Below are 22,665 nucleotides of genomic sequence, written 5' to 3' on the forward strand. Positions count from 1 at the left end.
GGCCTGCGCGGAGGGGTCAGGCCTGCGCGGAGGGGTCAGGCCTGCGCGGTCGCCTCGTAGTGGCGCGCGCCGCCGCGCACCCCGGCGAAGCGGTACGGCCCTGCCGTGACGCGCGGACGCTCGACGTCGTCGCTCGTCGCGGCGCCGGTCGCGTGCAGCTCGCGGTACGCGTCCACCGTCAGCGGAACGCGGGCCGAGAGCAGCTGCCGGACGCGGCCGACGCGACGGTGCTCACGGTAGGACGGCTGCACGATGCCGGTGAGGAGCTCGCCGACGCTGCCCGAGCCGTAGCTGAACAGGGCGATGCGCTCACCCGCCAGGTCCTCGTCGAGGTCGAGGAGCGCGGCGAGCCCGATCCAGAGCGACGCCGTGTACGTGTTGCCGGTCTGCTTGTTGTACGTGAATCCGACGAACAGCTCCGACTCGTCGAACGGCACGCCCACGTGCTGCGTCAGCTTCCGGTGTGCCTTGAGCGCCATCTTCGTGAACGGCTGGTGGTGGACGAAGCGCACGATGTCCTCGTATGCCGGCCCGCCCTGCTCGGCGAGGTCGTCCCACGCGCCCACGAAGGCGTCGACGTAGGCGCTGACGGACAGGCGGCCGTCGACCAGCGCGGTGGAGCGGTCGTTCGGGCGCCAGAAGTCGTCGACGTCCGCGGTGAAGACGCCGGCGGCCGGCTCGATCTCGATGAGGTCGGGGTCGGCGGACACCAGGATCGCGGCCGCACCGGCACCCTGCGTGGGCTCGGCGGCGGTGTCGACGTCGTAGCGGGCGACGTCGGCGGCGATCACGAGCACACGCTCGTGCGGTGCCCGGGCGATGATGCCGAGGGCGAGCTGCACGGCGGCCATCCCGCCGTAGCAGGCCTGCTTCAGCTCGACGACGCGGACGTTCTTCGGCAGGCCGAGCAGCCCGTGCACGAAGACGCCGGCGGCCTTGGACTGGTCGACGCCGGACTCGGTGGCGAACAGGACGGTGCGGATGCCCTCGACACCGTGGCGGTCGATGACCTCCTTGGCCGCGGCGGCCCCCATCGTGACGATGTCCTCGTCCGGGGCGGGCACGCTGAAGGCGTCCTGGCCGATGCCGACGTGGTACTTCGCCGGGTCGACGCCGAGGCGCTCGGCCAGGTCGTCGAGCTCGAGCACGTGGTGCCCGGTCGCGATGGCGATGTCGTGGATGCCGATGCGCGTCATGCTGCGCCCCCGGCCGGCTTCGTGCCCCGTCGCTCCATGGCGACGTGGGCGGCCATCAGCTCACCCGGGTTCGTCTGGGCGGCGAGGAGCGAGAGCTCCCCGCACAGCACCGTGGCGGCGCACAGGGCGGCGAGACGACGGGCGTTCGCACCGGGCTCGCGGTCCTCGCGGCAGCCGAGGCGCACGAGGGCATCCTCGACGACGGGCAGGTCCCCGCCCTTGCCGTTGCCGACCGTGCCGACGATCAGGTGCGGCAGCGAGGTGGCGAAGTACAGGTCCCCGTCGCGGTTCTCGGCACTCGTGATGCCCTGCGAGCCCTCGACGATGTTCGCGGCGTCCTGCCCGGTGGCCAGGTAGAAGCCGAGCAGCATGTTCGCGTAGTGCGCGTTCGCGGAGCGGAGCGCCCCGGCGATGGTCGAGCCGATGAGGTTCTTCGCGATGTTCAGTTCGACGATGCGTTCGGTGCTCGACCGCAGGCGCTTCTCGACGATCTCGCCGGGGATCACGATCTCGGCGATGGTGTTGCGGCCACGACCACGGATGCCGTTCACCGCGCTGGCCTTCTTGTCGGTGCAGAAGTTGCCCGAGACGGACACGTAGCGCAGGCCCGGCTGCCACGCCAGGATCGCGGGCAGGAGCTTGTCCGCCGCCTGCGTGACCATGTTGTGACCGGAGGCGTCACCGGTCGTGAACGCGAACCGCAGGAACAGCAGGTCACCGACGATCTCGGGGTGCACCTCGATGAGCTTCGCGAACCGGCTCTGCCCGGCGACCAGCGCCTCGAGCTCGTCCTGTCGCGCGAGGATCTGCCCCGCAGCGACGTGCGCCGCGGCGGCACTGGCCGCGCGGACGACGACCGAGCGGGTCATGCGCTCGTCGACGACGGTCGCGACGATGCCGTCGTCGACCATGCGCGAGATGCGGGCGCCGCGGCCGACGGACGGCCAGAGCGGCGACTCGTACGTGGCGAGCGGGACCTCGTGCTCGCCCTGGACCGCGTTGCCGCTGATGCGGATCGGTCCGACCCACTTGGTCGGGATCGGCGTGAGCAGGTCACTCATCGAGGGCTCCTTCTGGTGCTCGCACCGCGACGCTGAGGTGTCTGATGTCGTGCGCCTCCCAGGCGCGGTGGATGCCGGCGGGGTCGATGTCCGCGGGGACGAGTGCGATGCCGCAGTCGCCGCCGCCGGCGCCGGACGGCTTCGCCGCTCCGCCGGCCGCCTCGACGACGTCGCACAGGGTCGCGAGGCGTTCGGTCTCGATCTTCGACCCGACCGAGTCGCCGAGGCGCTGCATCAGCACCCGGGCACGTCGGAGCGCGTCGAGCGTCTGCTCTGCGTCGCCGGTCTGGAGGCCCGTGGTCAGGTCGTCGACGCAGCTGCGGCTCTCGTCGAGGAACGCCTGGTACCCGCCGTTGCGGTGCCGACGCACCACACCGACGAGCTTCGTGGTCGAGGCCGGCGAGCCGGTCCAGCCGACCAGGAGCTGCAGGTTCTCGGGGGCCGGCAGCCGCTGGACGTCGAAGCCCGCCCACGCGGCGGCGTCGGTGAGGATGTCGGACACGCGGCGCTCGTCGACGAACGACGCGAGGTGGTCGCGGTCCGGGGCGCTGTAGCGCAGCCACCCACCGAAGGTGCTCGCGGCGAGGTCCCCGCCGGACGCCCGCGGGTTCACCCGGATGGTGGCGAGCAGGGCGACCTGGAAGCGCTGCCGCTGCGTCAGGCCGATGCCGTAGAAACGGTCGAGGGCACCGACGGTCGCGACGGTCACCGCCGCCGAGGACCCGAGCCCGAACTTCCGGCCGCTGGCGTCGTCGAGCTGGCTCTCGATCCGCAGGTCGTGGAAGCGCGGGGCGATCCCCCGCTCGGCGCGGAGCTTCTCGACGAGGTCGATCGTCGCCATCACGTAGTCGTAGGGGTGGTGCTCGCGGTCCAGGGCGAGGCCGTCTTCGTCGCGCGTCCACGTCAGCGGCAGGTGGCCGTACTCCTCCGAGTGCACGCTGCCCGCACCGTGCGCCTCGGACACGCGTGCCGTGATGGCGCGGTCGAGGGCGATGAGGACGGACGGCTGGCCGGGCTCGACGACGGCGTACTCGCCGGCGACGAACAGCTTGCCGTGGGCGCGGAACTCGATCACTGCACGGACTCCTTCTGGTCGGGGCTGTCGCTCGCTGCGGCGACCCCGATCTCTTCGGAGCGGAGCACCCGAGCGGCAGGTCCGGTGCCGGACTCGATGACGTCGCCGAAGGACGCCAGCGCGGTGGCCACGGCGGAGCGGTCCTCGGGCCGGCAGAGCACGACCACGTTCGGGCCGGCGTCGGCGGTGGCGTAGGCCTCGAGCCCGGCGGCGCGGAGTTCGCCCACGGCGTCGAACACGGCGACGCTGCGCGCGTTGAGGTAGCGGATGGGCGGGAAGGCGCCCTCGATCGTGGCGTGCATGCGCAGCGCGTTGCTCTCGGTGATCTCGCCGATGCGCGTGAAGTCGCCGGCTGCGCAGGCGTCGAGCATGTCGCCGACGGTCTCGGTGGTCGACGTGACCCAGGCCGGGTAGAACGGCGACGTGGCGATGGTGCGGCGCATCGCCTCGCGCGAACCGATGGGCTTCGGTCCGGCGTCGATCGTCACGACCACCATGGCCATCGGCGGTGCCGGGATCGGCTCGGCGAAGGACCCCTGGTCGTCGCCGGCGTGCCACACGGCGACACCGCCGGGGATCGACCGCGTGGCCGACCCCGAGCCGCGTCGGGCCAGGCGGGACAGGTCGCGCGGGGACAGGTCGAGGCCGTACGCCGCCGAGGCCGCGGTGGCGAGCGCCGCGAACCCCGACGCGCTCGAGGCAAGTCCAGCACCGGTCGGCACGGTGTTCTCGGACACGACGGACGCGCGGGCGTCGCTGCCGGCGAGCTCCCGCACGAGGTCGAGGAACTGCTGCACGCGCACCAGGGCGCCGTCCTCGACGACGTGACCGTTCAGCGTGAACCGGTCACGGGCCTCCTGGCCGGTGCCGGACCCGCCGTCCAGCGTGACGGTCGTCGTCGTCGGGAACACGTCGAGGCCCATGGAGACGCTGCCCGTGGCGGGCAGCGCGAGCTGCGCGTCCGCCTTGCCCCAGTACTTGACGAGGGCGATGTTGGGGTGCGCGACGGCGGTGGCGGTCATCAAGCGCGGGCTCCGATCGTGGTGGTCCAGGTGGCTGCGGCCCCTGCGCCGCGGAGTGCGGCCGCGATGCGGTCCGCGTGGTCGTCGTCCGCGGCGAGTGCGAGCACGCACCCGCCCCGCCCGCCGCCGGTCAGCTTCGCGCCGAGGGCGTCCGCAGCACGTGCGGCGTCGACGAGCCGGTCCAGGTCGGCACTCGACACGTCGAGTGCGCTGAGCAGGTCGTGCGCGGCGTCCATCGTGGCACCGAGCCCCTGTGCGTCGCCAGCCTCGAGTGTCCCCCGTGCCCGCCGTGCGAGCGCGCCGATCCGGTCGATGACCGCGTCGACGGCGACCGGGTCCTGGTCGTGCCGTTCCCGCACGGCCGCGACCGCCTGCCGGGTGTGGCCGGGGACACCGGTGTCGGCGACGACGAAGGTGAAGCGGGCCCCGAGGGCGACGGGCTCGATGCGGCCACCCTCGAACCAGACCGGCACCGCGGCGACGACACCGCGGGCGTCGAGTCCCGACGGACGGCCGTGGGCGACCCGCTCGCACTCCTGGATGAGGTCGTGGTGGGTCTCGGCGTCGAGGGTCTCGCCGAGGGCGTCCGCGACGGCTGCCGTCACGGCGGCGGCGACCGCTGCGCTCGACCCCATGCCCCGGGCGGTCGGGACCTCGCTGTCGACCCGGACGTGGAAGTGCCGGTCGGTCACCCCGAAGTGCCGCAGGGTCGCGGTGACGGCGGTGACGGTCGGCATCACGGCAGCAGGTGCGAGGTCGAGGGGGCCGGTGTGCACCGTGGACTCGAGGGTGTGCCCGACGACCGTGCCGGTGGCCTCGTCGACGCCGGCGGTGACGGGGCTCACGGTCGCGACGACCCGGGCGTCGAGCACCGGCAGGACGAGTGCGGGTGCGCCGTAGACCACGGCGTGCTCACCGATCAGGATCGTCTTGCCGTGGGACGACGCGGTCCCGGAGCCGGGGGTCGTGGTGGAGTCGAGGTCGCTGCTGGTCATCGTGGGTCACGTCAGCCTAACCGTCCGGGCCGGAGCACGTGTTGGGTTGTGCACAACCGAGTTGCGTGCGATCCTGGTGGCATGCCCGTGACCGACGAGATGGTGTGCTTCTCCCTCTACGCAGCGAGCCGCGCGACCACGCAGGCGTACCGCTCGCTGCTCGAACCCTGGGGACTGACCTACCCGCAGTACCTGGTGCTCGTGACCCTGTGGATCGAGGGTGACCAGACCGTCTCGAGCCTCGGCGACCACCTGCAGCTCGACTCCGGCACCCTGTCGCCCCTGCTCCGCCGCATGGAGCAGTCCGAGCTCGTCCGCCGCGAGCGCCGCAGCGCCGACGAGCGCGTCGTGACGATCACGCTCGGCGACCGCGGCCGCACCATCCGTGCCGACCTCGCGCACATCCCGGCGACGATCGCCGCCGGCATGGGGCTCCCCGACGAGCAGGCCGCCACGGAGCTCATCGCGACCCTGCACCGGCTGACCGAGACGATGCACGCCGCGGCCACGAACGACACCGCCGCGACGCCCGACCGCGCCGCCGCGGACCACTGACCCCACGAAGGAAGGAACACCATGGAAGCCCTCTACACCGCCGAGGCCCTGGCCACCGGCGAAGGCCGCAACGGCCACGTCGCCACGAGCGACGGCACGGTCGAGTTCGACCTCGCCATCCCGAAGGAGATGGGTGGCTCCGGCAACGGCGCCAACCCCGAGCAGCTCTTCGCCGCCGGGTACGCCGCCTGCTTCCACTCCGCACTGCAGGGCGTCGCCCGCAGCCAGAAGGTGAAGATCACCGACTCGTCCGTCGGCGGCCGCGTGCAGATCGGCCCGAACGGCGACGGCGGCTACCAGCTCGCCGTCATGCTCGAGGTCGTCATCCCCGGCCTGGAGCACGACCAGGCCCAGGCACTCGCCGACGCTGCGCACCAGGTCTGCCCGTACTCGAACGCGACCCGCGGCAACATCGACGTCACCATCACCGTCTCGGAGGACTGAGCATGACCGACACCACCCCCACCACCATGCGCGCCGTCGTCCACGAGACCTTCGCCGAGCCCGCCGAGGTCCTCGGCGTCCAGGAGCGCCCGGTCCCCACGCCCGGCGCCGGCGAGGTCCTCGTCCGCACGGTGCTCTCCCCCATCCACAACCACGACCTGTGGACCGTCCGCGGCACCTACGGCTTCAAGCCCGAGCTGCCCGCAGCCTCCGGCACCGAGGCGCTCGGCGTCGTCGAGGCCCTGGGCGAGGGCGTCACGAACCTGACGGTCGGCCAGCGCGTCGCCGGCGGTGCCTTCGGCGTCTGGGCCGAGTACTACACCGCGAACGCCGCCGGGCTCGTCCCGGTGCCGGACGCCATGACCGACGAGGCCGCAGCACAGCTCGTCTCGATGCCGTTCAGCGCCATCAGCCTGCTGCACTCGCTCGACCTGCACGAGGGCGACTGGCTCATCCAGAACGCCGCGAACGGTGCCGTCGGGCGCATGGTCGCCCAGCTCGGCGCGGCCCGCGGCATCAACGTCATCGGCCTGGTGCGTCGCGCCGCCGGTGTCGAGGAGCTGCGCGAGCAGGGCATCGAGCGCATCGTCGCCACCGACGCGGACGACTGGAAGGACCAGGTCACCGCGATCACCGGAGGCGCCCCGATCGTCGCCGGTGTCGAGTCCGTCGGCGGCAAGGCCGCCGGCGACATCGCCAGCGTGCTCGGCGAGAACGCGACCCTCGTCGTCTTCGGCGCGATGGCCTCGCCCACGCTCGAGATCCCCTCCGGCAAGGTCATCTTCGGCCAGCTCACCGTGAAGGGCTTCTGGGGCAGCGTGGTCAGCAAGACGATGCCGGCCGAGACGAAGGGCCAGCTCTTCGGCGAGCTCATCACCCGCGTGCTCGACGGCTCGCTGACGCTCCCCGTCGCGGAGACCTTCGCGTTCGAGGACGTCCGCGACGCCGTGCGCGCCTCGGACACCGCCGGCCGCGTCGGCAAGGTGCTCCTGCGCCCGTAGCGCGACAGAACGACGGACGGGCGCGCCCCGCTCAACGGCAACGCGAAGCGTTGCGCGGGGCGCGCCGACCGAGCCTGCGAGGGAGGACGGTGCCAGTTGGCACCGTCCTCCCTCGCCGTCCGTGCGCGCGATCACCGCGCCACGTGCGCGACCTAGCCGCGCGACGCCTTCTGCGGGACCGTGAAGATGTTGCCGGTGGTGACGCCCTCTTCCACCTCTTCGAGGGTGCGACCGCGGCTCTCCGGCACGAACTTCCAGATGAAGAGCAGCGCGAGCAGACCGACGATGCCGAAGCCGAAGAACGTCCCGGTGATGCCGGTCGCGGCGACGATCGTCGGGAAGTAGAGCCCGAGGAACGCGTTCGCGATCCAGAGGCAGAACACCGAGATGCCCATGCCGAGCGCGCGGATCTGGGTCGGGAAGATCTCCGACAGCACCACCCACACGGCGATGTTGAGGAAGGTCTGCATCGAGCCGACGAACGCGACGACGAGGAACAGGATCACCCACGGGCGAGCCGGGTTGCCCTCGGGCAGGGCGACCGAGGCGATGCCGATCAGGAAGTGGCAGACCGTCGTCAACGAGAAGCCGATGATCAGGGTCGTCCGGCGGTTGATCTTCTCCATGTTGTACAGCGCGATGACGCCACCGACCACGGCGATCACGCCGGGGGCGATGTTCGCGATGAGGGCCGCCGATGCCTGGAACCCGGACTCGATGAGGACGGTCTGCCCGTAGTACATGATCGAGTTGATGCCGGTCAGCTGCTGGGCGACGCCGAGCCCGGCACCGATGAGCACGATGCGGATGAGCCACTTGTTGCCGCGCAGCGTCTGCCACCCGCTGACTCGATCGGCCTTCGCCTCGAGGTCGTTGCTCCGCTTGATGTCGTCGAGCTCGGCGGTCGCACGCTCCGTGGTGCGGACCTGCTGCAGGACGGACAGCGCTTCGTCGTAGCGCCCCTTCGACGCGAGCCAACGCGGCGACTCCGGCACCCGGAGCATGCCGACGAACAGGGCGATCGCGGGGAGTGCACAGACGGCCAGCATGACGCGCCAGACGCCGTTGCCCTCACCCCACAGGTTGCCGATGATGGCGTTGACCACGAACGCGGCGAGCTGCCCGATCACGATCATGAGCTCGTTGCGGCCGGACAGCGAACCCCGGATCTCGTACGGCGCGAGTTCAGCGAGGAACACCGGGACGACGGTCGATGCACCACCCACCGCGAGGCCGAGGAGGACACGGCCGACGACGATGACGCCGAACGTCGGTGCGAAGACGCAGATGAGGGTGCCGAGGAAGAACGTCACGGCGAGGGCGATGATCGTCTTGCGACGCCCCCAGCCGTCGGCGATGCGGCCGCCGAGCATGGCACCGATCGCGGCACCGAACAACAGGGAGCTGGTGACGACGCCCTCGGTGAAGTTCGTGAGGCCGAGCTCGGCCTTCATCGGGTTCAGGGCACCGTTGATGACACCGGTGTCGTACCCGAAGAGCAGCCCGCCGAACGTGGCGACCAGGGCCAGGACGCCGAGGCGTCGGCGGTGCGGTCCGGTCCCGATCGGGGGCAGTGCGACAGTCAGGGCTGTCGGCTTGATGTCGACCATTCGGTGACTCCTTCGTCAGTGATCGCGCTTCAGTGCGTGCACCGATGGTAACCCGATTCCATGTCCTGTCAATTGGACATTCTGTCGTCAGGACGATTGGATCGGTCCACATAACGCCTGATCAGGACGGGAGCGGTCCAACGGCCCCCGTTCGACCGTCAGGACTCGTCGGGCGTCGGGCTGTCCCCCAGCACGTCACCGAGCGACGCGATGTCCGCGCCGTGGTCGGTGTAGCGCCGGACGGTCCGTCGGGCAGCTGCGCTCGCGGCACCGGACAGCGCCGGGTTGCGTCGCGCGGCATCGGCCACCCGGCCCGCGTGCCCCGCCGTCGAGAGCAGGACGTTCGCCAGCGCCCGGGCGTCGCCGCGCTCGGGCACCCCGGTGACCGTCCACGCTGTGCGCACCTGGGCGTCCGGCGTCACACCGCGTCGGGTGCCCATGCGGTGCCAGTCGGACAGCACGCCCTCGGTCCGGGACGCCGCGCGGTCGGCCTCGCCCGCTCGACGGCGCGCGGCGTCGCGTGCAGCGGACTCGCTCGCGCCCTCGACCGTGTCGTACCGGTCGGTGAGGCCGTCGGCCCGGCGCCGGACACTCTCCGCCCGTTCACGAGCAGCACCGTCGTCACCGCCTTCTTCTGCGATGCGGGCGGCGTGCGCGGCGGCAGCCGCGGCGAGGATCTCCGAACGCTCCATGGCCTCGACGGTAGCCGTTCCGACCGACACCGGCGACCGCTCAGACGATCGACACGTCCCAGCCGAGGTCGGCGGCCCGGTCACCGAGGACCCGGGCGTTCGCGCCGCACACCGACTCGGTCGACCCGGTCGGGTAGTAGCGACGGATGGCTGCTTCGGGAACGAACCGACCACCGAGCGGATCCGTGGCGGCATCACGCACGCTCCACCACCGATCGGTCGCCTGCGCGATCGCCGTCTCGAGCGGGACCTCCACGGTGACGATGCGCAGCTTCTCGTACCCGGCGTCGTCGAGCTCGGCGAGGAGGTCGTCGAGGTAGTCCACGCTCGACAGGGTGCCGTGCACGACGACGTTCTCGCCGTTGCGAAGGGCGCGGCGGCGCAACGTGTCGGCAACGGTGGTCGACTCGGCGTGCACGAACCCGGCGATCTCACGCAGCTGCACCGGCCGGTCGTCGGCCAGGCGACGAGCCGTCCACCGGTCCACGAGACCGTCCGCCTGTGCGCGCAGGAGCAGCGGGTCCTTGAAGTCGTCGGCGTCGATCGACCGGTAGCCGCACAGCTCCGGCATCCGCTCCAGGGCGGTCGACTTCCCCGACCCCGGCGGTCCGGCCGTCACGACCACCGCGAGCGAGCCGTCGGTGACCGGCGACGGGGTCAGCGCGCGGTGCTCCTCGAGCACGGACTCGTGGAACCGCAGGCGGCTCGCCTGGTACAGGAAGCCGTCCGGTGCGTAGATCGTCCTGGTGCTCGCGCCTGCCGTGTCCGACCAGGGGTTGTCGAGCGAGTCGGCCCGGAGCGCACGTCCCAGCTCGACGGCCACCCGGTCGCGGAGCTCCGTCACCGGGTGCGCTTGCGGGTCTGCCGTTCGGCGATCGCCCGGCGGACGGTCTCGTACTCGACCTCGGACAGGAGGCCGTCCTGGAACGCCGCCGCGAGTTCCTTCGTGGTGCCGGTGGCCGAGGCGGCACCGTCGAACGCCGCACCACGCTTCGGGGTGCGGTGCGTCAACGCCATCGAGGACAGCTCGCGCAGCATCGTCTCCGAGTCGATCTGGCCGCCTTCGCGCCGGGAGATGACCTCACGCGGAGACGGCCGCTTCGTGGTCAGGGTCCGGCGGGAGAGCCGCCGCGAGACCTCGGGTTGGGAGATCCCGGCGAGCTTCGCGATCTCGCGCTGCGGGACGCCGAGGTCGGCGAGCTTGAAGATCCCGCGCCGCAGTTCCATCTCGGCGTGGTGTTGCTGCTCACGACTGTGCAGGACGTGCTCGACCGCCGCACGGACGGTCGCGGGCGCACTGTCGGTCCGACCGGCCAACGCGCGCACGACGGCTTCCGTGTCGGGTCGACGCGGGTCCGACCCACCGCGCTGCCCGGGGACCACCCTGACGCCCATGACCACCTGCTCTCGTTGATACCGACGGTATCACTCGTCGTGGACGACGGAGGATCCGCGGTACGTCTGCAGACACAGGACGGAGGCGCTGCGTTCGCCCCGGGGACACCGCGCCGTTAGCATCGAGCTGAGGGGGAATCATGAACCGGACGCTCGCCATCGGGGTCGTCGTCGCGGCCACCGTGGCGCTCTCGGGGTGCTCGCTGCTGCGCGGGTCGGACCGAGCCCTCCCCGCCCCGTCCACCCCGGCGACGACGCCGACCTCGTCGGCCGACCCGACACCGACGCCGGACGACGACCCGGAGGGTGACCTCCTCGAGTCGTCGGCGCACCCCCGCACGCCGACTCCGGAACCGACCGAGTCGGCGGCTCCGGCTCCGACGCTGACGCCGATCCCCGCCGGGACCGTCCTCGCCCAGGGCGACATCGCGTCACCGAAGGGCAGCGTGCACTTCCGGTTCCGCGTGGTCGCGGTCGGCGACGACACGTTCACCGCGCAGTACTCCGGCTTCACCTCGACCCTGCCGGTGCCGGTCGGGGTCGGCCTGTTCGACCTGCCGCGCGCGGTCGGCGACGGCCTGACCTACCCCGGCGTCGGCGACCGGACGCTCGGTGGGCCGACCAGCACGGCGACCGCGGTGGACGTCCCGCTGAGCGGCTCCGGCGTCGACCCGTCGCACCTCACCACGCTCGTGACCTACTCCGCGGCGGCTCCGGGGCAGGAGGCCCCGGTCGAGATCGGGGCCGGCAAGGTGCTCGCGGTGACGACCGTACGGTGGTCCGTCCCGGCGCGGCAGACGAACGTGCACCCGGAGGACGCCGGTGCCCGGGCGAACGCGACCGGTCCGGTCACCGCGACGACGGGCGGGGCGCCGCGGTCGTACACGGTCGCGCCGGACGACCTCATCGGGGACGTCGCCGCGCGGTTCGGCATCAGCGTGCGAGCGCTCGTCTGGCTCAACGAGGGCGTGCAGGTGTTCGGGACGGACCAGCACCTCTACGAGGGGACGACGCTCAACCTCGACCCGCTCGCCCGCTGACCGCGGCGGTGACCCCTCCACGAAAGCGACACTCTTCCGCGGAACATCGGCGCACATCTGTCGCTTTCGCGGGCCTGACGGCGCCCCGTGGGGCGCAATTGTCGCTTTGGCAGCGACCGACAGACGGACGGGAGGCCCGTGGCGAATCCGCCACGGGCCTCCCGTCCGTCAGGTGGGTGCGTCGCTACTTGCGCAGCTCCAGGTACTTCGCGATGAGCGCCTTCGTCGAGGCGTCCTGCGCGTCGAGCGCGGCCTGGTCACCCTCGACGGCGGGCGTGACCTGCAGCGCCAGCTGCTTGCCGAGCTCCACGCCCCACTGGTCGAACGAGTCGATGCCCCAGATCGTGCCCTCGGTGAACACGATGTGCTCGTAGAGCGCGATGAGCTGGCCGAGCACGCTCGGGGTGAGCTCCGGCGCCAGGATCGACGTCGTCGGCTTGTTGCCCGGGAAGGTGCGCGCCGCGACGATCCCCTCGTCGGTGGTGCCCTCGGCCCGGACCTCGTCGGCGCTCTTGCCGAACGCCAGCGCCTTGGTCTGCGCGAAGAAGTTCGCCAGGAACAGCGTGTGCACGTCCGTGCCGGGTGCGACGCCCTTGCCGTCACCGGTCTCGTCCTTGAGCGGACGGGCCGGGTTCGCGACCGTGATGAAGTCGGCCGGGATCAGGCGGGTGCCCTGGTGGATGAGCTGGTAGAACGCGTGCTGGCCGTTCGTGCCGGGCTCGCCCCAGAAGACCTCGCCGGTCTCGGTGGTGACGGGCGAGCCGTCCCAGCGGACGCGCTTGCCGTTCGACTCCATGGTGAGCTGCTGCAGGTACGCGGCGAAGCGGTGCAGGTACTGCGTGTACGGCAGGACCGCGTGGCTCTGCGCACCGAGGAAGTTCGTGTACCAGACGTTGAGCAGGCCCATCAGGACGGGGACGTTCTGCTCGAGCGGCGTGGTGCGGACGTGCTCGTCGATGGCGTGGAACCCGGCGAGGAACTGCTCCCAGTTCTCCTGGCCGATCGCGACGATGACGCTCGTGCCGATCGCGGAGTCGACGGAGTAGCGGCCGCCCACCCAGTCCCAGAACCCGAAGGCGTTCTCGGGGTCGATGCCGAAGGCCTCGACCTTGTCGAGTGCGGTGGACACGGCGACGAAGTGCTTCGCGACGGCGTTCTTCTTCTCGTCGTCGGCGGCGTCGGTCAGGCCGAGCCGCTCCCACAGCCACTGGCGTGCGAGTCGCGCGTTCGTCAGGGTCTCGAGGGTGCCGAAGGTCTTCGACGCGACGATGAACAGCGTGGTCTCGGGGTCGAGGTCCACGGTCTTCTCGTAGATGTCCGCCGGGTCGATGTTCGACACGAAGCGGGCTTCGAGGCCGGGCTGGACGTACGGCTTGAGTGCTTCGTAGACCATGACGGGGCCGAGGTCCGAGCCGCCGATGCCGATGTTGACGACGGTCTCGATGCGCTTGCCGGTGACACCGGTCCACGAGCCGTCACGCACCTGCGACGCGAACGCGTAGACCTTGTCGAGCGTGGCGTGCACGTCGGCGTCGACGTCCTGGCCGTCGACGGTCAGCGGCGCCGCCGGGACGAGCCCCTCGGTCGCCTTCGGACGGCGGAGCGCGGTGTGCAGGACAGCGCGGTCCTCGGTGACGTTGATGTGCTCGCCGGAGAGCATCGCCTGGAAGCGCTCGGCGACGCCGGTGTCCTTCGCGACCTGCAGCAGGGCGGCGAGGACGTCCTCGGTGACGAGGCCCTTCGACAGGTCCACGGTCAGGTCGGCTGCCTGGAACGTGTACTGCTCGGCACGGCCGGGGTCGCTGTCGAACCACCCGCGCAGGTCAGGGGTGAAGTCGGCAGCGATGCTGTCGAGCTTCTTCCAGCCTTCGGTCGATGTGGGGTCGACGGGAGCGGATTCGGTCACTTCGGTCCTCCTGGGATCACGTTCGAGACGTACAGCCCGCAGGTCACCGCACCAGTGCGTCGCGGACCGTCTTCGAGCGTAGTGCCGTCGGCACCGTCGCGCGCACCGCCGGACGGGAGGCACGGGGCACGTTCGCTGCGCGCGTCACGTCCGGCGGGTGGTCGGCCTCAGGGCCGGGGTGCGAAACGCCGCAGCCGCAGGCTGTTCGTCACGACGAACACCGACGAGAACGCCATGGCGGCGCCGGCGAGCACCGGGTTGAGCAGCCCCGCCATCGCGAGCGGGATCGCCGCCACGTTGTAAGCGAACGCCCAGAACAGGTTGCCCTTGATGATGCCGAGCGTGGCGCGCGACAGCCGGACGGCGTCGGCGACGACGGTGAGCCGACCGCTCACGACCGTGATGTCACTGGCCGCGATCGCGGCGTCGGTGCCGGCCCCCATCGCGATGCCGAGGTCGGCCGCGGCGAGCGCCGCAGCGTCGTTCACGCCGTCACCGACCATGGCGACGGTCCGTCCCTGCGCCTGCATGGCACGGACGGCGTCGAGTTTGCCGGCCGGGGTGGCGCGGACGTGCACCTCGTCGATGCCGACCCGTGCGGCGACGGCCCGTGCGGCGCCGTCGTTGTCGCCGGTGAGCAGGACGGGGTGCAGGCCGAGCGCCACGAACCGCGCGACCGCGTCGGCTGCCTCGGGCTTCACGGTGTCGCCGACGACCACGACGCCCAGCACGCGGCCGTTCCGCGCGACGACGACCGCGGTGCCCCCTTCGGCCTCGGCTGCGGTGACCGCGGCCGAGGCCGCGTCGGGCACGACGACCGCCCAGGACGCTGCGAGCCAGCGGGTCCCGCCGACGAGCACGACGTCGCCGTCCACGACGGCCTGTACGCCGGCGCCGGGGGTGGAGTCGAACTGCTCGGCGGTCGGGACGTCGAGTTGCCGGGCCGTCGCGGCCCGCACGACCGCACGTGCCACGGGGTGTTCGGAACCCTGCTCGACGGCGGCGGCGAGCCGCAGCACGGCGTCCGCGTCGAGGGTCGCGTCCGTCGAGGTCACGGTGCGCAGGGTCATCTCGCCGGTGGTGACGGTGCCGGTCTTGTCGAGCACGATGGTGTCGACGCCACGGGTCCGTTCGAGCACCTGCGGACCACCGATCAGGATGCCGAGCTGGGACCCGCGGCCGGTGCCGACGAGCAGGGCGGTCGGCGTCGCGAGTCCGAGGGCGCACGGGCAGGCGATGATGAGCGTGGCGACGGCCGCGGTGAACGCCGCCGTGACCGAGCCGCCGAGCACGAGCCAGCCGACGAACGCCAGCACGGCGAGCCCGATGACGATCGGCACGAAGACGCCGGAGACCCGGTCGGCCAGGCGTTGGACGTCGGCCTTGCCGGTCTGCGCGTCCTCGACGAGCCGTCCCATCCGGGCGAGCTCGGTGTCGGCGCCGACGCGGGTGACGGCGACCACGAGCCGGCCGCCGACGTTGATCGTCGCGCCGGTCACCCGGTCGCCCGGTCCGACCTCGACGGGGACGGATTCGCCGGTGACCATGCTGCGGTCCACGGCCGAGGACCCGTCCTGCACGAGGCCGTCGCTGGGGATCCGCTCCCCCGGCCGCACGACGACGACGTCCCCGACGACGAGCGCCGACGCGGGCACACGCTGCTCGACGCCGTCGCGCAGCACCATGGCCTCCTTCGCGCCGAGTTCGAGCAGGGCGCGGAGTGCTGCCCCGGACTGCTTCTTGGCGCGGGCCTCCATGTACCGGCCGGCCAGGATGAACACCGTGACGGCCGCGGCGACCTCGAGGTACAGGTCGGTCGCCTCGGGGTCGGTCGCGATCCACGAGAACGTCATGTGCATGCCGGTGGTGCCGGCGTCGCCGAAGAAGAGCGCGTAGAGGGACCAGCCGAAGGCCGCCAGCACACCCACGCTGACCAGGGTGTCCATGGTCGCGGCACCGTGTCGGGCGTTCACCCACGCGGCACGGTGGAACGGGAGAGCGCCCCACACCGCGACGGGCGCGGCGAGCGTCAGGGCGAGCCACTGCCAGTTCGGGAACTGCAGGACCGGCACCATCGAGAGCAGGACGACCGGCACGGCCAGGACCGTCGACACGACGAGTCGTCGGCGCAGCGCACCGGCCGGGTCGTCGGCGTCGTCGTCCGGCGCCGTCGTGTCGGCCGGCGGCGCGGGGACGGTCGCACCGTAGCCCGCGGACTCGACGGCGGCGATGAGGGCAGCGGGGTCGGCGGGGCCGTCCGCGGCGACCTGCACCTGTGCCTTCTCGGTGGCGTAGTTGACGGTGGCGGTGACCCCGGGGAGCTTGCCCAGCTTCCGTTCGATGCGGTTCGCGCACGAGGCGCAGGTCATGCCCGTGATGTCGAGCTCGACGATGCCGTCAGTCACGACGGCACGACCTCGTACCCCGCCTCGGCGACCGCACCGCGGAGTGCACTGGCGTCGACGGGTGCGTCCGAGGTGACGGTCACCGACGAGGCACCGCCGGGGACGAGCGCGACGGCGACGTCGGACACCCCCTCGAGTTCGGTGAGTTCCTCGGTCACGCTCAGCACGCAGTGCTCGCAGGTCATGCCCTCGACGAGCAGCAGTTCGGTGGTCACGGTGTCTCCTCCTGTGGTTCGGGTGCGGGCGGCGGTCACGAGCGCACGAGCCGGGCGATGGCCTGGCTGGCTTCGCGGACCTTCTCGTCCGCGGCGTCGCCACCCTCGGCGACCGCCTCGGCGACGCAGTGCTTGAGGTGGTCCTCGAGCAGCGACAGCGCCACGCGTTCGAGCGCCCGGTTCGCCGCCGAGATCTGGGTGAGGACGTCGATGCAGTACGTCTCGTCCTCGACCATGCGGGCGATGCCGCGCACCTGGCCCTCGGCGCGACGGAGCCGCTTGAGCAGGTCGTCCTTGTCGCCGATGTACCCGACGTGTTCGTGCATGGTGGCCTCCACGGTCCTCAATACGGTACCCCCCTAGGGTATTCCCTCCGGTGGACGCGCGGACACGAACGAGGGTATTCACCTCGCCGTGCCGTCGATGTCATGCTTTCGACCATGACCGATCCGGCGACGAACGGCTTCCGCAGACTGCGGTTCGCCGACGGCGACGGCTCCGACTACTCCGACATCTTCGAGGCGGAGTACCACGGGTCCGACTTCGCCTCGGAGACGTACGCGACCGACGACGCCCGCTACGAGTACACCGTGGTGGGCGACGACGACCTGACGCTGCGGACCATGCGCGCCGAGGGTGGTCGGCGCGGCGGGATGATCGGGGCGCGGGAGGACCACGTGGTCTTCTGGCTCACCAGGGGCCGACTCGAGATGCACTTCGCCGACCGCACGCGAGTGGTCGAGCCGGGCAGCCCGTACATCGCGAGTGCGTCCGAGGCGTACCGCTTCGAGTCCGACGGCACGGTCTACAACGGGGTGCACATCGCGGACTCGTTCCTGCGGACCGTCGGGCGCGACCTCGGCTACCGGCTGCCGGACGGCCCACTGCTGTTCGAGCAGCAGGACGAGGTCATCGCCCGCCGCGAACCACTGCGCCACCTCATCGGGGAGCTCGGCCCGGCACTCGTGGACGACCGGGTGGTCGGTCCGATGCGGACGGCCCTGAACCGTCGACTGGCGATCGTCGTGCTCGACACCTTCCCGATCCGCAACCGCGGCGACGACGTCCCCGTCGCGAACCGCCTGCGCGACGCGATCCGCTACGTCGAACAGCACGCGGCCGAACGTCCGGCGGTGTCGGACATCGCCGCGGCGTGCGGGCTCAGCCAGCGGGGACTGCAGGACGTGTTCGCCCGCACCCTCGACTCCACGCCGCACCGGTTCCTGCGGGAGCACCGGCTCGACCGTGCCCGGAGCGAACTCCTGCGCGCGGGCGACGACCGGGCCCCCGGTGCCGACGGGGTCGCCGTGGTCGCGCGTCGGTGGGGCTTCACCAACCCGGGCCGGTTCGCCACCGCCTACCGCGAGCGGTTCGGCGAGGACCCCGCCGCCACGCTCCGCACGTCGCTGTCCGCACGCCCCGACAGCGGCCGGGCGTCGTGGCGCGTCCGCCGCGCGGTCACGTTCATCGAGGAGCACGCCGCCGAGGACCTCTCCCTGCAGGACATCGCCGACGCCGCCGGGGTCCTGCCGCGACGCCTGCAGCAGCTCTTCCGGGCCGAGCGGGGCGAGTCCCCGATGGCGTGTGCCCGGGCGATCCGCGCCGCTGCAGAACGCAACGCGGCGGACGGAACACGCGAAACCGCCTGAGCGGACGGCCAGGGGGTACAGCCACATCCCCGTGTTCCCGCGGATTCCTGGATTTCTGCCGAATGCGAAAAGTCATGTGTGACGAATCTCTGGTGCAGCCCGTCTCATCCGTGAACAGCAACCGCTGGGAACGCCCGGCGGGTCACTCGGAAGGAACGAACCATGGCTGACTCCATCACCACCACCCCGGCAACCACCGCTGCGGCCCGTGCCACCTCGCACGCCGGCTCGAACAGCGGCGTCACCGGCAAGACCGTCATCGACGACACCGTCGTGTCGAAGGTCGCCGGCATCGCGGCCCGCGAGGTCAACGGCGTGCACTCGCTCGGCGGCGGCGCTGCCCGTGCGATCGGCGCCCTCCGCGACGCGATCGGCCAGCGCGACTTCGGTCAGGGCGTCAAGGTCGAGGTCGGCGAGAAGCAGGTCGCCGCGGACATCGTCATCGTCGCCGAGTACCCGGTGTCGCTCCAGCAGGTCGCCGACGGCGTCCGCAGCAGCGTCGCCCGTGCCCTCGAGCAGATCGTCGGCATGGAGGTCGCCGAGATCAACGTGACCGTCCAGGACGTCTTCATCCCGGGCGACGACGACGACAACGACAACGACGAGAAGAAGGAAGCGCGAGTCGCATGAGCAACACACTGATCGGTGCCCTCATCGGTGCCGTCCTCGCAGTCGTCGCACTGCAGTTCGGGTTCTGGGGCTTCGTCCTGGTCATCGTCTTCGGTGCGATCGGGGCCCTCGTGGCCGCCCTCGCCACCGGCAAGATCGACCGTGGTGCCCTGACCGACGTGCTCACCGGGCGCCGGAGCTCCCGGTGAACGCCGGCCCGGACGTCGTCCCGGGCCGCGTCGAGATCACCGCTCGTGCACTGACCTCGCTGGCGCGGGCCGTCGCAGCCGAACGGCTCGGCGCCCCCGCCAAGCGGGTCAGGGTCGGTCTCGGAGACGCGGCCGGAGCGATGGCCCTCGACGTCACCGGCCCCATCGCCGCGGGCGACGACCTCGTCGCCCGTTCGGCCCAGGTCGCCGACGAGGTCAAGCGCCGCGTGAGTGAACTCACCGGCCGCCGCGTCGGCAGTGCCCACATCGAACTCACCGGGATCGTGCGCGAGCGCGAGTCCCGAACCCGGTAGGAGACCATCATGAGCAACGGTTCCGTCGAACGACGCATCCGTCGTCGGAGCGTGCACCGCTCCCGCTCGACCGCAGTGGCGGTGGCGCTGGTGGTCCTCGCACTGGTCGCCGCGTGGATCGGCACGGAGTCGGTCCTGCGGGCGATCGGGCGGCCTCCGCTCCTCGCCGACCCGCAGACCGCCGTCGACGCCGCACTGCAGCCCGACGCCGCCTTCGTCACGATCGCCGAGGTCATCGCCGTCGTGCTCGTGGTCCTGGGCATCGTGCTGATCGTCCTGGCCCTGAAGCCGGGTCGCCAGCACCGCTCCGTCGTCCAGCACGACCGTGGCGCCGTCGTCATCGACACCCGCATCGTCGCCTCGACCGCGGCCAACGCCGCCGGCACGGCAGCAGGCGTCCCCGAGGGCAACGCCTCGGCCACCGCCCGCGGTCGCCGCACCGACGTCCGCATCGTGCCCGTCACCGGCATCCCGGTCGACGAGCAGGCCGTGCAGGCAGCCGTCCGCGACCGCCTCAGTGGTCTCGACGAACGGTTCGGCCACAACATCCGCGTCCGCATCGACGAGAAGGGGACCCTCGCATGACCAAGAGCAACCGGACCATGAACCGGATCATCCTCTTCGTCCTCGGCCTCGTCGCCGTCGTCGTCGGTCTCACGATCGGCGCGGGCGTCGTGCCCGCCGTGCAGGACGCGATCAAGCCCACCGTCGACCTGCCGAGCAGCCTGGACGTCCCCGCGTCCTCGCTCTGGATCGTCGCCGCCGCCTGCGCCGTCGTCATCGTGCTCGCCCTGGTCTGGGTGTTCACCCGCGGCGGGGGCGGCACGTCCGTCGCCGTCCGCGAACGCTCCGGTGAGGACGCCGTCACCGTGAACGTCGCACTCGTCCGCGACGTCGTCGAGCACGAGCTCGCCGGGGTCCGCGACGTCGTCGGCTCCCGAGTCGACACCTACCTGGTGCGCAAGCAGCGCGCTGCTCGCATCCGCGTCGCGGTCCGCCGCGGCGGGGACGCCGTCTCGGTGCTCGACGCCGTCGACCGCGCCGTCGCGGTCCTCGACCGCACGCTCGGCCAGCAGGTGCCCGTCCTGGTCCACCTCACCGGTGGGACCCGTTCGGCGCTCGCGAAGTCGACCCGCGTCCACTGACACCCGTCAGCCGGACGCGACCCCGGGCCTCCCGGCCCACCGAAGACCCACGCAACACCCACCACCGGGCGAACGCCCCACCGATGAAAGGACCCGTCATGGGACTCGACGACAAGATCAAGAACGCTGCTCAGGACATCGCCGGCAAGGCGAAGGAAGCCGTGGGCAAGGCCACGAACGACGACTCCAAGGTCGCCGAGGGCCAGAAGGAACAGGCCTCCGCGAGCGTCAAGAAGACCGGCGAGGACGTCAAGGACGTCTTCAAGAACTAGGACGCTCGATGCGTGTCGGGGCACTCGCGACGTCGAGTGCCCCGATGCGTTCCGCGGACCCGAACGAGGAGGAACCATGCAGCACGACCCCCATGCGCACACGCAGGTCACCGAGGTGGCCCTGCCCGCAGAACTGACGGAGCCGCTGCCCGACGACGCGACCCCCGCGATGCTCATCGCGCGAACCGCGGCGGAGACGGCGCTCGGCGTGCCCGGCGTGCACCACCTCGGCGGGACCGTGTCCCGAGCCGCCGACGAACTCCGGAAGCGGCTCGGCCGCTCCGCAGGGACCGCCGGCGTGCAGGTCGACGACGAGGACGGCACCTTCGCGGTGCAGGTCTCCGTGATCGTGACCTATCCGCAGAACGTCCGCGAGGTCGCCGACGAGGTGAAACGACAGGTCGCCGCAGCAGCCGGCCAGGTCGCATCCGTGCCGACGACCGTGGACGTGCGCGTCCTCGACGTGCACGGACCGTTCGACGACGAGCCCTCGCCCGTCGAGCGCGCGGCCACCGCCGTCGGCGATGCCGTGCAGGACGCCGCCAAGGCGACGAGCGAGACCACGAAGCGCGTGGCGACGGCGACCGTCGACGCCACGAAGCAGGCGGCCGACGCGACGGCCGAGGCGACCAAGCGTGCCGCCGACGCCACCGCCGACGTCACGAAGCAGGCAGCCGAGGTCACCGCCGACGCCACCAAGCGTGCCGCCGACGCGACGGTCGACACCGCCAAGCGTGCTGCCTCGGCCACCGCTGAGGCCACCAAGCAGGCAGCCGACGCCACCGCGGATGCCACGAAGCGTGCGGCCGACGTCACCGCGGACGCCGCCGAACAGGCCGTGGACGCGACGACCGCCACCGCCGGCCGCGTGCACGAAGCCGCGTCCGACGCGCTCGACCGGGCGTCCGAGGGCGCACGGGACGCCGCCGACACCGCGCGCGACGCGGCCAGCCGCGCACGTGCGGCCGTCGTCGACGAGGACGCTGCCACCCCCGTTGTCGCCTCCGAGACGGCTGCCGACGCAGCGGTGCGTGCCGCCGACTCCGCCGAGGACGCAGCGCGGGACGCCGCCGACGCCGCAGCCGACGCCAGCGAGGCAGCGCGGGCAGCAGCCCGCGACGCCGACCAGCCGACCGACCCGACCACGGACCGACCGTGACCACCGCCTGGTCCGGCGGTCGTCGGCCCCGCACCCGTCGGCCCCGGCCGCGCGGTGTGTGGATCGCCGGTGGCATCGGCGTGGTCCTGGTCGCCGGGGTCCTGCTCGGGGCGTTCCTGCCCCTGGTCGGGTTCCTCGGCGGCGTCACCGCCACCACCGCCGGCCTCGTGCCGTTCCCGTTCGTGCGGGTCACGGTTGTCGCGGTCCTCGGGCTGATCGTCGTGCTGGCGCTCCTCGCCATGGCCCTCACTCGTCGGCACACCACGACGGCGACGATCTCGGTCGTGCTCGCCGTCCTGGTGAGCATCGCCGTCACGATCGTCCCCGTGGTCCTGGTGGCCGTCGGGTCCGCCGACCGCGCCGGGGACGTGTGGCCGATCGTCACCGAGCTCTGGCAACGCTTCACCGGCTGATCCGCCGGCACCTGCACCACCGACCAAGGAGTCCCTCCATGCGCAACCGCATCATCGTCATCGGCCTGATCGTCCTGATCGGGTTCTGGTTCGGCTCTCGCGCGAACCGCCCGGTCATCAAGACGTCCAAGGGCGAGACCGTCCGCAAGGCCTGGAACGACCCGCACGCCCGCAAGGCCCGCAAGAAGCTGGGCAAGAAGATCGCCAAGGCCGCCAAGCGGCACAGCTGACGACCGGTAGGCCCGGATCACCTGCGCCGATCGGCGCGCGTGATCCGGGCCCC

Annotated in this window: 27 protein-coding genes; 14 read left to right on the forward strand and 13 right to left on the reverse strand. The window is 71.8% G+C overall.

Annotation, left to right across the window (positions count from 1 at the left end):
* Positions 1-35: 35 nt before the first annotated feature.
* Genes EDF47_RS04850 through mvk form a run of 5 tightly spaced genes read right to left on the reverse strand, consistent with a single transcriptional unit; the run spans position 36 to position 5,349 of the window.
* Positions 36-1,196: a hydroxymethylglutaryl-CoA synthase gene (locus tag EDF47_RS04850; RefSeq protein WP_133937703.1), complete on the reverse strand. Its 1,161-nt coding sequence runs from the start codon at positions 1,194-1,196 to the stop codon at positions 36-38.
* Complete coding sequence (locus EDF47_RS04855) at positions 1,193-2,257, reverse strand: hydroxymethylglutaryl-CoA reductase (RefSeq protein WP_123291780.1); 1,065 nt, start codon at positions 2,255-2,257, stop codon at positions 1,193-1,195. Before EDF47_RS04855 ends, EDF47_RS04850 begins: the two co-directional genes overlap by 4 nt.
* Positions 2,250-3,332, reverse strand: a complete 1,083-nt coding sequence (locus EDF47_RS04860) for a phosphomevalonate kinase (RefSeq protein WP_123291779.1) — start codon at positions 3,330-3,332, stop codon at positions 2,250-2,252. Before EDF47_RS04860 ends, EDF47_RS04855 begins: the two co-directional genes overlap by 8 nt.
* Positions 3,329-4,354, reverse strand: a complete 1,026-nt coding sequence (mvaD, locus tag EDF47_RS04865) for a diphosphomevalonate decarboxylase (RefSeq protein WP_243648866.1) — start codon at positions 4,352-4,354, stop codon at positions 3,329-3,331. Before mvaD ends, EDF47_RS04860 begins: the two co-directional genes overlap by 4 nt.
* Positions 4,354-5,349: a mevalonate kinase gene (gene mvk, locus EDF47_RS04870; RefSeq protein WP_123338490.1), complete on the reverse strand. Its 996-nt coding sequence runs from the start codon at positions 5,347-5,349 to the stop codon at positions 4,354-4,356. The genes mvaD and mvk overlap by 1 nt, the downstream gene beginning before the upstream one ends.
* A gap of 81 nt (positions 5,350-5,430) precedes the next feature.
* Here mvk and EDF47_RS04875 point away from each other — a divergent pair, with 81 nt between their 5' ends.
* The 3 genes from EDF47_RS04875 to EDF47_RS04885 are packed head-to-tail and all read left to right on the forward strand — an operon-like array spanning position 5,431 to position 7,349.
* Positions 5,431-5,904 (forward strand): MarR family transcriptional regulator, encoded by a 474-nt coding sequence (locus EDF47_RS04875; protein ID WP_185020884.1) that lies wholly within the window; start codon positions 5,431-5,433, stop codon positions 5,902-5,904.
* 21 nt (positions 5,905-5,925) lie between these two features.
* On the forward strand, positions 5,926-6,348 hold the full coding sequence (locus EDF47_RS04880) for an organic hydroperoxide resistance protein (protein ID WP_133937705.1): 423 nt from the start codon (positions 5,926-5,928) through the stop codon (positions 6,346-6,348).
* A gap of 26 nt (positions 6,349-6,374) precedes the next feature.
* Positions 6,375-7,349 carry a zinc-binding dehydrogenase gene (locus tag EDF47_RS04885; protein ID WP_166673188.1) on the forward strand — a complete coding sequence of 325 codons (975 nt, stop codon included), beginning with the start codon at positions 6,375-6,377 and terminating at the stop codon, positions 7,347-7,349.
* A gap of 152 nt (positions 7,350-7,501) precedes the next feature.
* On the opposite strand, the gene EDF47_RS04890 is transcribed toward EDF47_RS04885, so the two are convergent.
* The 4 genes from EDF47_RS04890 to EDF47_RS04905 all read right to left on the reverse strand — a co-directional run bounded on the left by EDF47_RS04890 (position 7,502) and on the right by EDF47_RS04905 (position 11,046).
* A complete protein-coding gene (locus EDF47_RS04890; RefSeq protein ID WP_133937709.1) occupies positions 7,502-8,959 on the reverse strand; it encodes a sugar porter family MFS transporter in 1,458 nt (485 codons plus the stop codon).
* A 158-nt stretch (positions 8,960-9,117) separates the two neighbouring features.
* Positions 9,118-9,651, reverse strand: a complete 534-nt coding sequence (locus EDF47_RS04895; RefSeq protein ID WP_123938435.1) for a hypothetical protein — start codon at positions 9,649-9,651, stop codon at positions 9,118-9,120.
* Positions 9,652-9,691: 40 nt separating this feature from the next.
* Positions 9,692-10,495, reverse strand: coding sequence for a zeta toxin family protein (locus tag EDF47_RS04900; RefSeq protein ID WP_132099832.1), 804 nt, complete (start codon positions 10,493-10,495; stop codon positions 9,692-9,694).
* Positions 10,492-11,046, reverse strand: a complete 555-nt coding sequence (locus EDF47_RS04905) for a hypothetical protein (RefSeq protein WP_132099831.1) — start codon at positions 11,044-11,046, stop codon at positions 10,492-10,494. Before EDF47_RS04905 ends, EDF47_RS04900 begins: the two co-directional genes overlap by 4 nt.
* A 140-nt stretch (positions 11,047-11,186) precedes the next feature.
* On the opposite strand from EDF47_RS04905, the gene EDF47_RS04910 reads away from it, so the two are divergent.
* The gene (locus EDF47_RS04910; protein ID WP_133937711.1) at positions 11,187-12,086 is read left to right on the forward strand and encodes a LysM domain-containing protein; all 900 of its coding nucleotides are present in this window, start codon (positions 11,187-11,189) and stop codon (positions 12,084-12,086) included.
* 184 nt (positions 12,087-12,270) lie between these two features.
* On the opposite strand, the gene pgi is transcribed toward EDF47_RS04910, so the two are convergent.
* The 4 genes from pgi to EDF47_RS04930 form a co-directional block, all read right to left on the reverse strand.
* Positions 12,271-13,992: a glucose-6-phosphate isomerase gene (gene pgi, locus EDF47_RS04915; RefSeq protein ID WP_123938439.1), complete on the reverse strand. Its 1,722-nt coding sequence runs from the start codon at positions 13,990-13,992 to the stop codon at positions 12,271-12,273.
* A gap of 167 nt (positions 13,993-14,159) precedes the next feature.
* On the reverse strand, positions 14,160-16,397 hold the full coding sequence (locus tag EDF47_RS04920; RefSeq protein ID WP_133937713.1) for a heavy metal translocating P-type ATPase: 2,238 nt from the start codon (positions 16,395-16,397) through the stop codon (positions 14,160-14,162).
* The gene (locus tag EDF47_RS04925) at positions 16,394-16,582 is read right to left on the reverse strand and encodes a heavy metal-associated domain-containing protein (protein ID WP_133937845.1); all 189 of its coding nucleotides are present in this window, start codon (positions 16,580-16,582) and stop codon (positions 16,394-16,396) included. The genes EDF47_RS04920 and EDF47_RS04925 overlap by 4 nt, the downstream gene beginning before the upstream one ends.
* Positions 16,583-16,647: 65 nt before the next feature.
* Complete coding sequence (locus EDF47_RS04930) at positions 16,648-16,938, reverse strand: metal-sensitive transcriptional regulator (protein WP_111084793.1); 291 nt, start codon at positions 16,936-16,938, stop codon at positions 16,648-16,650.
* 114 nt (positions 16,939-17,052) lie between these two features.
* On the opposite strand from EDF47_RS04930, the gene EDF47_RS04935 reads away from it, so the two are divergent.
* The 10 genes from EDF47_RS04935 (at position 17,053) to EDF47_RS04980 (ending at position 22,612) form a co-directional block, all read left to right on the forward strand.
* The gene (locus tag EDF47_RS04935) at positions 17,053-18,261 is read left to right on the forward strand and encodes an AraC family transcriptional regulator (protein ID WP_133937715.1); all 1,209 of its coding nucleotides are present in this window, start codon (positions 17,053-17,055) and stop codon (positions 18,259-18,261) included.
* Positions 18,262-18,423: 162 nt separating this feature from the next.
* On the forward strand, positions 18,424-18,891 hold the full coding sequence (locus tag EDF47_RS04940; protein ID WP_133937717.1) for an Asp23/Gls24 family envelope stress response protein: 468 nt from the start codon (positions 18,424-18,426) through the stop codon (positions 18,889-18,891).
* Complete coding sequence (locus tag EDF47_RS04945) at positions 18,888-19,079, forward strand: DUF2273 domain-containing protein (protein ID WP_123291766.1); 192 nt, start codon at positions 18,888-18,890, stop codon at positions 19,077-19,079. The genes EDF47_RS04940 and EDF47_RS04945 overlap by 4 nt, the downstream gene beginning before the upstream one ends.
* Complete coding sequence (locus tag EDF47_RS04950; RefSeq protein WP_123291765.1) at positions 19,076-19,393, forward strand: hypothetical protein; 318 nt, start codon at positions 19,076-19,078, stop codon at positions 19,391-19,393. The genes EDF47_RS04945 and EDF47_RS04950 overlap by 4 nt, the downstream gene beginning before the upstream one ends.
* A gap of 9 nt (positions 19,394-19,402) precedes the next feature.
* Complete coding sequence (locus EDF47_RS04955; protein WP_133937719.1) at positions 19,403-19,978, forward strand: DUF6286 domain-containing protein; 576 nt, start codon at positions 19,403-19,405, stop codon at positions 19,976-19,978.
* The gene (locus tag EDF47_RS04960) at positions 19,975-20,538 is read left to right on the forward strand and encodes a hypothetical protein (protein WP_133937721.1); all 564 of its coding nucleotides are present in this window, start codon (positions 19,975-19,977) and stop codon (positions 20,536-20,538) included. The genes EDF47_RS04955 and EDF47_RS04960 overlap by 4 nt, the downstream gene beginning before the upstream one ends.
* 98 nt (positions 20,539-20,636) lie before the next feature.
* Positions 20,637-20,810: a CsbD family protein gene (locus EDF47_RS04965; RefSeq protein ID WP_133937723.1), complete on the forward strand. Its 174-nt coding sequence runs from the start codon at positions 20,637-20,639 to the stop codon at positions 20,808-20,810.
* Between the two features lie 76 nt (positions 20,811-20,886).
* Positions 20,887-21,969, forward strand: a complete 1,083-nt coding sequence (locus EDF47_RS04970; protein ID WP_133937725.1) for an Asp23/Gls24 family envelope stress response protein — start codon at positions 20,887-20,889, stop codon at positions 21,967-21,969.
* A complete protein-coding gene (locus EDF47_RS04975) occupies positions 21,966-22,382 on the forward strand; it encodes an MFS transporter permease (protein ID WP_123291760.1) in 417 nt (138 codons plus the stop codon). The genes EDF47_RS04970 and EDF47_RS04975 overlap by 4 nt, the downstream gene beginning before the upstream one ends.
* A 38-nt stretch (positions 22,383-22,420) precedes the next feature.
* Entirely contained in the window at positions 22,421-22,612 is a 192-nt protein-coding gene (locus EDF47_RS04980) for a hypothetical protein (RefSeq protein WP_111084762.1), read from the forward strand.
* Positions 22,613-22,665: the final 53 nt, after the last annotated feature.

The sequence above is a fragment of the Curtobacterium sp. PhB190 genome (assembly GCF_004365385.1).
GTDB lineage: Bacteria > Actinomycetota > Actinomycetes > Actinomycetales > Microbacteriaceae > Curtobacterium.

What these genes read in the sequence shown, in the direction of transcription:
- EDF47_RS04850 (WP_133937703.1), bottom strand. Translation starts at nt 1,196, where the DNA reads ATGACGCGCATCGGCATCCACGACATCGCCATCGCGACCGGGCACCAC.
- EDF47_RS04855 (WP_123291780.1), bottom strand. Translation starts at nt 2,257, where the DNA reads ATGAGTGACCTGCTCACGCCGATCCCGACCAAGTGGGTCGGACCGATC.
- mvaD (WP_243648866.1), bottom strand. Translation starts at nt 4,354, where the DNA reads ATGACCGCCACCGCCGTCGCGCACCCCAACATCGCCCTCGTCAAGTAC.
- mvk (WP_123338490.1), bottom strand. Translation starts at nt 5,349, where the DNA reads ATGACCAGCAGCGACCTCGACTCCACCACGACCCCCGGCTCCGGGACC.
- EDF47_RS04875 (WP_185020884.1), top strand. Translation starts at nt 5,431, where the DNA reads ATGCCCGTGACCGACGAGATGGTGTGCTTCTCCCTCTACGCAGCGAGC.
- EDF47_RS04880 (WP_133937705.1), top strand. Translation starts at nt 5,926, where the DNA reads ATGGAAGCCCTCTACACCGCCGAGGCCCTGGCCACCGGCGAAGGCCGC.
- EDF47_RS04885 (WP_166673188.1), top strand. Translation starts at nt 6,375, where the DNA reads ATGCGCGCCGTCGTCCACGAGACCTTCGCCGAGCCCGCCGAGGTCCTC.
- EDF47_RS04890 (WP_133937709.1), bottom strand. Translation starts at nt 8,959, where the DNA reads ATGGTCGACATCAAGCCGACAGCCCTGACTGTCGCACTGCCCCCGATC.
- EDF47_RS04895 (WP_123938435.1), bottom strand. Translation starts at nt 9,651, where the DNA reads ATGGAGCGTTCGGAGATCCTCGCCGCGGCTGCCGCCGCGCACGCCGCC.
- EDF47_RS04905 (WP_132099831.1), bottom strand. Translation starts at nt 11,046, where the DNA reads ATGGGCGTCAGGGTGGTCCCCGGGCAGCGCGGTGGGTCGGACCCGCGT.
- EDF47_RS04910 (WP_133937711.1), top strand. Translation starts at nt 11,187, where the DNA reads ATGAACCGGACGCTCGCCATCGGGGTCGTCGTCGCGGCCACCGTGGCG.
- EDF47_RS04925 (WP_133937845.1), bottom strand. Translation starts at nt 16,582, where the DNA reads ATGACCTGCGAGCACTGCGTGCTGAGCGTGACCGAGGAACTCACCGAA.
- EDF47_RS04930 (WP_111084793.1), bottom strand. Translation starts at nt 16,938, where the DNA reads ATGCACGAACACGTCGGGTACATCGGCGACAAGGACGACCTGCTCAAG.
- EDF47_RS04935 (WP_133937715.1), top strand. Translation starts at nt 17,053, where the DNA reads ATGACCGATCCGGCGACGAACGGCTTCCGCAGACTGCGGTTCGCCGAC.
- EDF47_RS04940 (WP_133937717.1), top strand. Translation starts at nt 18,424, where the DNA reads ATGGCTGACTCCATCACCACCACCCCGGCAACCACCGCTGCGGCCCGT.
- EDF47_RS04945 (WP_123291766.1), top strand. Translation starts at nt 18,888, where the DNA reads ATGAGCAACACACTGATCGGTGCCCTCATCGGTGCCGTCCTCGCAGTC.
- EDF47_RS04955 (WP_133937719.1), top strand. Translation starts at nt 19,403, where the DNA reads ATGAGCAACGGTTCCGTCGAACGACGCATCCGTCGTCGGAGCGTGCAC.
- EDF47_RS04960 (WP_133937721.1), top strand. Translation starts at nt 19,975, where the DNA reads ATGACCAAGAGCAACCGGACCATGAACCGGATCATCCTCTTCGTCCTC.
- EDF47_RS04965 (WP_133937723.1), top strand. Translation starts at nt 20,637, where the DNA reads ATGGGACTCGACGACAAGATCAAGAACGCTGCTCAGGACATCGCCGGC.
- EDF47_RS04970 (WP_133937725.1), top strand. Translation starts at nt 20,887, where the DNA reads ATGCAGCACGACCCCCATGCGCACACGCAGGTCACCGAGGTGGCCCTG.
- EDF47_RS04980 (WP_111084762.1), top strand. Translation starts at nt 22,421, where the DNA reads ATGCGCAACCGCATCATCGTCATCGGCCTGATCGTCCTGATCGGGTTC.